Below are 9,704 nucleotides of genomic sequence, written 5' to 3'. Positions count from 1 at the left end.
GCGGCATCACCGGCCCGGCCTCCTCGGCCGCCCTGGCCTATTCCTACGCCAAGTAGGACCCGTGCTCCGCGACGGGCGGCACCGCCGCCGGTCGCCGCGCTGGGGGTGCCGCGCGCGTCCGACCGAGACTGCCGCGGTCTGTCGATACGAAGAAGGGGCGCGGATATCATCCGCGCCCCTTCTTCGTGAGGGTCTCGAAGAACCGTGGCGCGCGGCCCCGGCCGGGCTCAGACCCGCTTGGCCAGCAACTGCTCGATCAGCGAGCCGCCCTTGTCGATGGCCGCCAGCTCCTCGGCCACCGCGTTCACGGTGTCGCGGATCTGGTCGGGCGTGTGCTCGGAGGTGAGGAAGAAGCGCAGGCGCGAGGCCCGCTCCGGCACGGCCGGGTGGATGATCGGCTGCACGTTGATGCCCCGGCGGAACAGCCGGTCCGACAGGGTCACGGCCTTCAGCGAATCGCCGACGATGATCGGCACGACCGCGAGGCCGAGGCTGAAACCGGTGTCGAGGCCGAGCTTCTTCGCGGTGGCCAGGAACAGGGTGCCGTTCTGGCGCAGGCGCTCGACCCGCTCGGGCTCGGCGTGCATCACGGCGAGCGCCGCCTCGGCCGCGGCCGCGAGCGGCGGCGACATGCCGACGCTGTACACGAAGCCGCCGGCGGTGTGCTTCAGGTACTCGATCAGCGCGATCGGGCCGCAGATGTAGCCGCCGCAGGTCGACAGGGTCTTCGACAGCGTGCCCATCCAGATGTCGACCTCGCGGGGGTCGACACCGCAATGCTCGAACAGGCCGGCGCCGGTCCGGCCGGTGACGCCGAGGCCGTGCGCCTCGTCGACCATCAGCCACGCGTCGTAGCGCTTCTTGAGGGCGACGAGCCCGGCGAGGTCCGGCGCGTCGCCGTCCATGCTGTAGAGGCCCTCGACCACGATCAGCGCCCGGCGATGCTCGTGGCGGGTCGACTGGAGCAGGGTTTCCAGGGCGTCGAGATCGTTATGCGCGAAGGAGCGCCGCTGGGCGCCCGACAGCTGCGCGCCGGTGACGATGCTGTTGTGGGACAGCGCGTCGTGGAAGATCACGTCGCCGGCTTCCAGCAGGGCGCCGATGGTCGTGACGTTGGTGGCGTGGCCGCTCACCATCACGATGCAGCCCTCGGACTGGTAGTGCTTGGCCAGCGCCTGCTCGAGGCTGATGTGCCCCGGCCGCTCGCCCGCCACGACGCGGCTCGCCGACGCGGAGGTGCCGTAAGCCTCGATCGCCTCCCGGGCGGCGTTGCTCACCCGCGGATGGCCGTTCAGGCCGAGGTAGTCGTAGGACGAGAAGTTGGTGAAGCTCTTCTGGTCGATCCGCGTCGTGGCCCCGGCCTTGGCGTCGTGGACGCGGAAGAACGGGTTGCCCAGGCCGATCAGATCGGCCGCCTGGCGCTGGAGCTTCAGCTCGCGGTAGCCCGGCAGGTTCTCGAAGTTCTGCGCCGCCGACTTGCCGGCGGGAGAGGCCGTCTTGACGGGGGCCGGGCGCGGCGTCGCGCGCCCGAGCCGGTTGGTCACGAAGCCGGCGAGCGCCGCGCGCCCACCGTCCGGCCGTGCCGTGTCGGTCATGAGTTGGTCTCTTTGATCTCGCTGGACGTCTGCTCGATGAGTTCCTTGAGAGGCGCGAGGATCTGCGCATCGACCTCACCGCCGACATGCTTCGAGACGAGGCTCATCGCGACGCCGGCCGTCTCGTCCATGGGCGCGGAAACCGCCTGAATTAAGGACTCCGACAGCTCATTGACGGTCATGCCCGACGAAAGTCCGGCGGGCGGCGCGTCGAGGGCGAAGCGCTCCTGCAGGCTGGCGCCGAGCTCGACGCCCATCAGCGAGTCGAGGCCGATCTCCGAGAGCTGGCGCACGCGGCTGATGTCGTCCTTCGGCAGCCGCAGGATGCGGGCGATGTCCTCGACGATCGCGTCCGACACGGTCTTGCGGACCGCGTCGAGGTCGCCGCCCTTGAGCAGCGCGGCGATGTTGATCGCCTGGACGCCGCCGGCCTCGGCCTGCTGGTCGGACCCGAGTTCCGCGTAGCTCGGCGAGCGCATGGTGGCGAGACGCTCGCGCGCCTTGCCCCAGTGCATCGCCGCGATCGCGATGACGCCCTCGTCCGGGGACGCGCCCTGGCTGCCCAGCGCCTCGGCCATCAGGTCGAGGCAGCGGCGGGCCTCCATCGGCGTGACGCCGACGCGGCCGGCGAGGCCTTCCATGACCGCCTTGTTGCGGGCGAGCATGCCGACATCGCCGATGGCGCCCCAGGCCACCGCCAGCGCGGGCAGGCCGCGGCGGCGGCGCTGGCGCGCGAGGCCTTCCATGAAGCCGTTGGCGGCCACGTAGGAGCCCTGGCCCGGGTTGCCGATGAAGGTCGTCGCCGAGGAGAACAGGACGAAGTAGTCCAGGCTCCGGTCGCGGGTGGCGGCGTCGAGGTGCTGCGCGCCGATCACCTTCGGGCCGATCACCGCGTCGAGCGCCGCGGCGTCGATGTTGGAGATCAGGCCGTCCTGAAGAACCGCCGCGGCGTGGAGCACGCCGGCCAGCTTCTTGCCGCCCTGCTCGATCCCGGCGATGAGCCGGTCCACCGAGGCGCGGCTGGTGATGTCGACGGCCTTGGCCTCGACGGTCACGCCCCGGGCCGACAGCTCCGCCACGATCGCCTTGGCCTCGTCGGTGGCCGCGCCCTTGCGGCCCGCGAGCACGAGGTGCTTGGCGCCCCGGTCGATCAGCCAGCGCGCCGCCTCCAGGCCGAAGCCGCCGAGGCCGCCGGTCAGCAGGTGGACACCCTCGGCCGAGACCGTGAACGGGCGGGCCGTGTCCTTCATGATCGTGCCGGCCTTGGGCGGGCTGATCACGATCTTACCGATGTGGCCGGACTGCTGCATCAGCCGGAACGCGTCCGAGGTCTCAGCCGCCGTGAACGGCTGGTACGGCAGGGGCTTCAGGCCGCCGTCGTTGAACAGCGCCATGACCTCGCGGAACATCCGCGCGCCGTCGTCGCCCTGGTGCTGGATCACCTGATCGAGGTCGACGCCGAAGTAGCTGAGGTTCCGCCGGAACGGGCGCAGGCCGATATGGGTATTGGCGACGTAGTCGCGCTTGCCCAGCTCGACGAAGCGGCCGAACGGCCGGAGCGCGTTGAGCGAGCGCTCCATCGCCTCGCCGAACAGGCTGTTCAGCACGATGTCGACGCCGTCGCCGGTGATCGCCCGGACCTCGTCCACGAAGGCGAGGGAGCGGGAATCGAGCACGTGCTCGGCGCCCAGCGCCTTCACCAGCGCCCGCTTCTCGCGGGAGCCGGCCGTGGCGATGACCCGCGCGCCCTTGAGCTTGGCGATCTGCAGGGCCGCGAGGCCGACACCGCCCGCGCCGCCGTGGACCAGCACCCATTCGCCGCGCCGCATCCGGGCGCAGGAGACGAGGCCGTAATAGGCGGTGAGGAAGGCCACCGGCACGGTGGCGGCCGCCATCGGGTCGAGGCCCTGCGGCATCGGCGCGACGACGAGGTCCGGCACCACGATGTGCGTCGCGAAGCCCGACTGGGCGAAGGCGACGACCGGGTCGCCGACCTTGAAGCCCTTCACGCCCGGGCCGACGGCCGTGACGCGGCCGGCGCACTCGAGACCGAGGCGGGGGCCGGCGAAGCCGTCCTCCAGGATCTCCTCGGGGAGCATCGAGAGCGCCCAGAGAACGTCGCGGAAGTTGAGGCCGGTGGCCTCGACCGCGATCTCCATCTCGCCCTTGCCGGGGGCGCGGCGCTCGGCCGGACCCCAGACCATCTCGCTGAGGCCGCCGGTGTTGCTGCGCTCCAGGCGCGCGGCCTCCGCCGGGACGGCGTCGGCCGGATCCCGGTGCTGCGGCCGGCCGGCGTGGAAGCGCACGACCTGGGTCCGCTCGTCGTCCAGCACGATCTCGGTCTCCGGCGTGCCGGAGAGGATGAGGTCGCGCAGGCGCTCGGAGGCGCGCTTCGACGACATCTCGGGGGAGAGGTCGATGCGGCGGACGTCGAGGTTCGGGGCCTCGTTGGCGAGCGTGCGGGAGAAGGCCCACACGCCGGCCTCGATGTTGGTGGTCTGGCCGCCGCGGTCGCGGGTGGCGCCGGGCGCCACGACCCAGAGGCGGGTCTGGCGGCTGCCGAGATGCTCGGTGCAGCGCTTGAGGCTGAGGCACCGGTCGCGCAGCCGCTCGGCCGCCTCGCCGCCGCGGGTGAAGGCGCCGGCCAGGAACACCACCGTGTCGGGGGTCTCCTTCTCCAGCTCCATCAGCGAGGTCTCGGAGTCGAGGATGATCGAGACGTGCACGCCGCCCGCGACCAGCAGGGTCGCCAGGGAGGAGGCGGTCTCGGCCGCGAACTCGTCGTCCGAGCCGATGATGAAGGCGAAGCTCTGCGCCGGGGCCGGGCCCGGGCGCACCGGCGCCTCGGCCGTCAGCAGCAGGTCGTCGCCGTTGGCCGACGCCGCCCGCTCGACCTCGACCTTGACCAGGCCGTGGGCGCTCAGGATGCGCTGCCAGCCCTCGATGTCCTCGAGCCGGCCCACGGGCAGGCCGCCCGCGGCCTCCTCGAACCAGCCGGCCGTGAGACCGAACACGAGGTCGCGGAACAGGGAGGCCCCCGGCTCCACCGCCACCAGCAGGCCGCCGGTGGCGAGCGCCCCGGCGAGCTGGCCCGGCAGGGCGCGGTCGCCGCGATGCAGGCTGCCCGAGGCCAGGATCAGGTCGAAGCTGCCGGGCGCGAGCTCCTCGGCGGTCTCGACCACGGCGGCGGCGCGGCCGAGGGACAGGCGGGCGCGCTCGGCGAGCCGGCGGTCGGTCTCGAAGACCGTGAGCCGGGCCTCGGCGGCGGCCGCGAAGGTCGCGGTCTGGGCCGAGAGCGGGCCGAAGCCGACCTGCAGGACCCGCAGCGCCCGCTCCTTCGGGAGCTGGGCGCGGCTCCGCTCGATCAGGTCGGCGACCACGTCGGCGCCGTGGCGCGCGGTGGCCGAGCGCAGCACGAAGGCGTCGATCGCCCCCTGCGGCAGGGCCGGCGCGTCGCTCAGCGTGCCGGCGAGCAGCCGGTCGACCAGGGCGCCGACATCGGCGATCAGCACCAGCTCGGCCGAGAGATCCGGGTGGTCGCCGGCGATCCAGCGCATGATCTCGTCGGGCGCGGGCAGGGCGGAGCCGTCGCCGAGCGTCCAGTTCGGGCCCGCGCGCTCGGCGAGGCCGCTGCTCTCCAGGGCGTAGAGGGCGTTCAGCAGCCAGGGGCGCAGAGCCTCCGGCACGCGGCTGTCGGTGACCGTGACGGTCTCGCCCTGCGCCAGCCCGGAGGCCAGGCGGTAGGCGAGCGAGGTCGCCCAGCCCTCCAGCAGGAGGTGGCCCGGCGAGAGGGCGGCGTCGGCCGGCCCCTTCGCCTCGGCGGCGAGCGGGCGGAGACGCGCGGCCACGCTCGGGCGGCGCTCCATCGGGATCGCGGTCGGCTCGGTGGCGAGCTCCGGCACCTGCGAGATCGCGAAGGCCGAGAGGTCGCCGCCGCTCTTGGCGCGCAGGGCCTGGAACCGGCCCTCGCGGATCGTGGCGATGACCGCGCCCTCGGCGTCGAGGAGCGTGAAGTCCGCCAGGATCGAGCGCTCGTTGCAGCGGCGGGTCCGGATGATCGAGCGGGCGATCACCGCGCCGGGGCGCAGCAGCCGCACCTCGCCGAAGCGCACCGGGATATAGGCCTTGCCGCCGTTCTCGCCGAGCAGGTCGGCGAAGAGCAGGATCAGCCCGTGGAAGCAGGCGTCCAGCCGGTTCGGCACCAGGCCGTAGCGGGTGTCGGGCTCGGCCGGCAGCAGGTCGGACACGATGGTGGCGTCGTCGAGCCGGGCGCTCATCGCCACCTGCTGGAAGCTCGGGCCGAAGCCGAGCCCGGAGGCGAGGGCCTTGGCGTAGAGCGCGTCGCCGGTGAGGACGTGGTCGCCCGCGGTCTCGAAGCTGAAGCCGTCGAGATCCGGCGCCTTCGGGGCCGAGAAGCTGCCCTCGACGATCTTCGCCTGGGCGTGGAGCTGCCAGGGGGTCTGGGTCAGGCGCGGACGGCTCAGCACCTGGATGCCGTTGCCGGAACCCGACAGGCGCACCGCGACCTCGCGCAGGGCGTCCTCGGCGAACACCATCGGCGCCACGATCTCGAAGTCGGCGAGCACGACCGCGTCGTCGCGCAGGGCCTCGCGGACGCAGGCCAGCGCCATCTCGACGAAGCCGGCACCCGGCATGATCACCTGGCCGTCGACCTTGTGATCCTCCAGCTCCGGCACGGTCACCGGATCGACGAAGCCGTTCCACTCCAGCCCGTCGAAGGCCGTGCGCGACCCGATCAGCGGGTGGTAGGGGCGGGGGCTCATCGCGCCCACGCCCTCGGTGGTGTCGGCGAGGCGGAACGGGCGGCGCTGCCAGGGGTAGGTCGGCAGGCGCACGTCGCCCTTCGGCGCGTCGCCGAACAGCAGCGTCTCGTCGACCTGCGCGCCCTGGACGAGGGCGGCGCTGACCGCTTTGGCGATCGGGTCGCCGCCGGAGGCCTTGCGGTGCATCACGCCGACGGTGGCGGTCTCGATCCCGAGCGGCTCGACCGCGTCGCCGACGTGGGACATCAGGGTCGCGCGCGGGCCGACCTCGACGAAGACGCGGGCGCCGCGGCGGGTCGCGTCCTGCACGGCCTCGCAGAAGCGCACCGGCTCGCGGATGTTGCGCCACCAGTAGCCGGCGCCGAAATGGGAGCCGTCGAGCACGCTGCCCGTGACGGTGGAGACCATCGCGGTGGTGCCGGCCTTGGCCTTCAGCCCCGCGAGGTCGCGCAGCAGCGGCTTCTCGGTCGGATCCATCAGCCGGCCGTGGAAGGCGTAGGCGAGGTCGAGCTTGCGGCCGCGGCGGCGCTTGCGCGACAGGGCCTTGAGGGCGGCGTCGATGTCGGCCACCGGCCCGGCGACCGTGACGGCCTTGGGGCTGTTGTAGGCGGCGATGTCGAGGGTCGGGTAATCCTTGAGGAAGGTCTCGACCTCCTCGGACGGCATCAGCAGCACCGCCATGGTGCCCTGGCCGTGCGTCGTCTCCTGGTGGTGGCTGCGGTAGTAGATGACGCGGACCGCGTCCTCCAGGCTCAGGATCCCGGCGGCCTCGGCGGCCGCGATCTCGCCCACGCTGTGTCCGAGGACGTAGGACGGGATCAGGCCCTTCGCCTTGAGCGCGGCCGTCGAGGCGCTCTCGATGGCGAAGATCAGCGGCTGGGAGACGCTGGTCAGCGCGAGGCGCTCGTCGAGGTCGTCGGCGTAGAGCGCGTCCTTCAGCGACCAGTCCGAGTAGGCGCGGAACAGGGTGTCGATCCGGTCGAAGGTCGCGCGGAAGACCGCGTTCTCCTCGTAGGCCTCGCGGCCCATCCCGGCCCACTGGCTGCCGTTGCCCGAGTAGATGAACGCCACTTCGGCGACGCGGTCGACCGCGGTCCCGGTGAAGGCGTCCGGCGTGTCCTCGCCCTCGCCGACGGCGCGGAGCGCGGCGGCGACGTCGGCCTTGCCGTCGAGCGCGACGGCGAGGCGGGCGGGCATGCGCTCGCGGCGATGCGCCACCGCGGCCGCAACGGTCGCGACCTGCTCGGGGGCGGACTCGAGGCGCTCGGCGTAGTCGAGGGCGAGCTCGTTCAGCGCGGCGCGGCTCTGGGCCGAGAGCAGCAGCACCTGGGCCTGGGGCTCCGCGGTCGCGGCGGCGGGCTTCGCCCAGGCGGGGGCGTCGGTGATGACGACGTGGGCGTTGGTGCCGCCGAAGCCGAAGGAGTTGACGCCGGCGAAGCGCTCGCGGGCGCCGCGGCTGATCGGCATCGCTTCCCGCACGACGTGCAGGTTGAGCTCGCCGAAGGGGATCTCGGGGTTGAGCTCGGCCGCGTGCAGCGACGGCGGCACGAGGTCGTGTTCCAGGGCGAGCGTCGCCTTCATCAGGCCGGCGAGGCCGGAGACCGGCTCGGTGTGGCCGATATTGGTCTTGATCGAGCCGATCGGCAGCGGCGCCTGCCGCCCGCGGCCGAGCTTCGAGCCGATGGCCGAGGCCTCGATCGGGTCGCCCACCGGCGTGCCGGTGCCGTGCGCCTCCATGAAGGCGAGGTCGTCGAGCCGGATCTCGGCCTCGCGATAGACCTTCTCCAGCAGGGCACCCTGGGCGTAACCCGAGGGGAGGGAGATGCCGGTGGTCCGGCCGTCGGAGTTGATGCCGGAGGCGGCGACCACGGCGCGCACGGTGGCGCCGTTGCGCCGCGCGGCCTCGGCCGATTGCAGCACGAACACCACGCCGCCCTCGGAGCGCACGTAGCCGTCGGCGTTCTTGGAGAACGCCTGGCACAGGCCGGTGCGCGAGAGCATCTGCGCGGTGGAGAAGCAGATGAAGTTGAACGGGCTCGCCAGCACGTTCACGCCGGCGACGACCGCGGTGTCGACGCGGCCCGACCGGATCGCCTGCACGGCGTTGTCGAAGGCGACGAGCGAGGACGAGCAGGCCGTGTCGACCGTGAAGCTCGGGCCCTTCAGGTCGAAGATGTAGGAGATGCGGTTCGAGATGATCGAGAGCGTGTTGCCGGTCGCCGCGTAGGCGTCGCCCGACGGCGCGTCGAGGATGCGCAGGTTGCCGTAATCGAGGGACGAGGCACCGACGAACACGCCGATGTTGCTGCCGGCGACGCTCGACGGGCGCAGGCCCGCGTCCTCGAGGGCTTCCCAGGTCAGCTCCAGCAGCATCCGCTGCTGCGGGTCCATCTGCTCGGCCTCGCGGGGCGAGATGCCGAACACCGCCGGATCGAACGACCACACGTCGTCGATGACGCCCGCCGCCCAGGTGTAGCTCTTGCCGCGCTCATGGGCGCGCGGGTGGGCGAACCGCTCCAGGGAGAACCGGTCGGCCGGCACCTTGCTGACGGCGCAGCGCCCCTCGGAGAGGAGTGACCACAGGCCGTCCACGCTGGGGGCCCCGGGCAGTCGGCATGCGCGTCCGACGATCGCAATGTCTGTACGTTGTGTCACGTTCGGTTCGCACACGCTCGTTATCGGAAGTCGGCTCGGCTCTCGACGAGTGAGTACCCTCTCACCCCTTACTGTGGCACCATTGCGGTGTCCAACCAGCCCCAACGCGAGGTCATCCCTGCGTGGCAAAATTGCCGGAGGCTGTGACATGTATTCATCAGAAGCTTATCCAATTCCTGCGGCCAAAACGCCAAGTTTGAACCGCCGGACCGGCTTTCGAGACGCGGGCTCGATCACGAGAAAGCCACAGTTGCGCCTCCGCGGCCGCCGCCCGTCTAGCGGCATCGATGCCGATTCCGGAAGAAATCTTCGCGGTGTCGGGCAGATCCCGCACAGGAATCCGGGTCCGCGAGCTCGCGCGGCGACGATCAAGACCCGATCCGGGCGACGCTCTCCTTGGTTCGTCCGACCCCGCAATAGGTGAAACCGTGACGGGCGGCGCTCACCGGGTCGTAGATGTTGCGCAGGTCGATCAGCACGGGAACCGCCTCGCCGGACGACATGGCCCGACGCAGCCGGTCGAGGTCGAGGGCCCGGAACGCGTTCCACTCGGTGACGATCACCACCGCATCCGCGCCCTCGGCGCAGGCGTAGGCGTTCTCGGCGTAATCCACAGCCGGCATCAGGATCCGGGCCTGCTCCATGCCCTCGGGATCGTAGGCGCGGACCG

3 protein-coding genes are annotated in these 9,704 nt (G+C 72.1%); all 3 read right to left on the bottom strand.

Annotated elements, in window-relative coordinates; all coding sequences use genetic code 11:
- Positions 1–227: 227 nt before the first annotated feature.
- Positions 228–1,595: an aminotransferase class I/II-fold pyridoxal phosphate-dependent enzyme gene (locus ME121_RS31845; protein ID WP_012317954.1), complete on the bottom strand. Its 1,368-nt coding sequence runs from the start codon at positions 1,593–1,595 to the stop codon at positions 228–230.
- Positions 1,592–9,034 carry a type I polyketide synthase gene (locus ME121_RS31840; RefSeq protein ID WP_179240067.1) on the bottom strand — a complete coding sequence of 2,481 codons (7,443 nt, stop codon included), beginning with the start codon at positions 9,032–9,034 and terminating at the stop codon, positions 1,592–1,594. The genes ME121_RS31845 and ME121_RS31840 overlap by 4 nt, the downstream gene beginning before the upstream one ends.
- 368 nt (positions 9,035–9,402) lie before the next feature.
- A partial coding sequence (locus ME121_RS31835) for a UDP binding domain-containing protein (protein ID WP_491892935.1) occupies positions 9,403–9,704 on the bottom strand: 302 nt, incomplete at its 5' end.

The organism is Methylobacterium sp. ME121 (assembly GCF_000974725.1).
Taxonomy (GTDB): Bacteria; Pseudomonadota; Alphaproteobacteria; order Rhizobiales; family Beijerinckiaceae; genus Methylobacterium; species Methylobacterium radiotolerans.
Note: the sequence above shows the minus strand (reverse complement) of the source record. Positions and strands in the feature narration are given on the sequence as shown.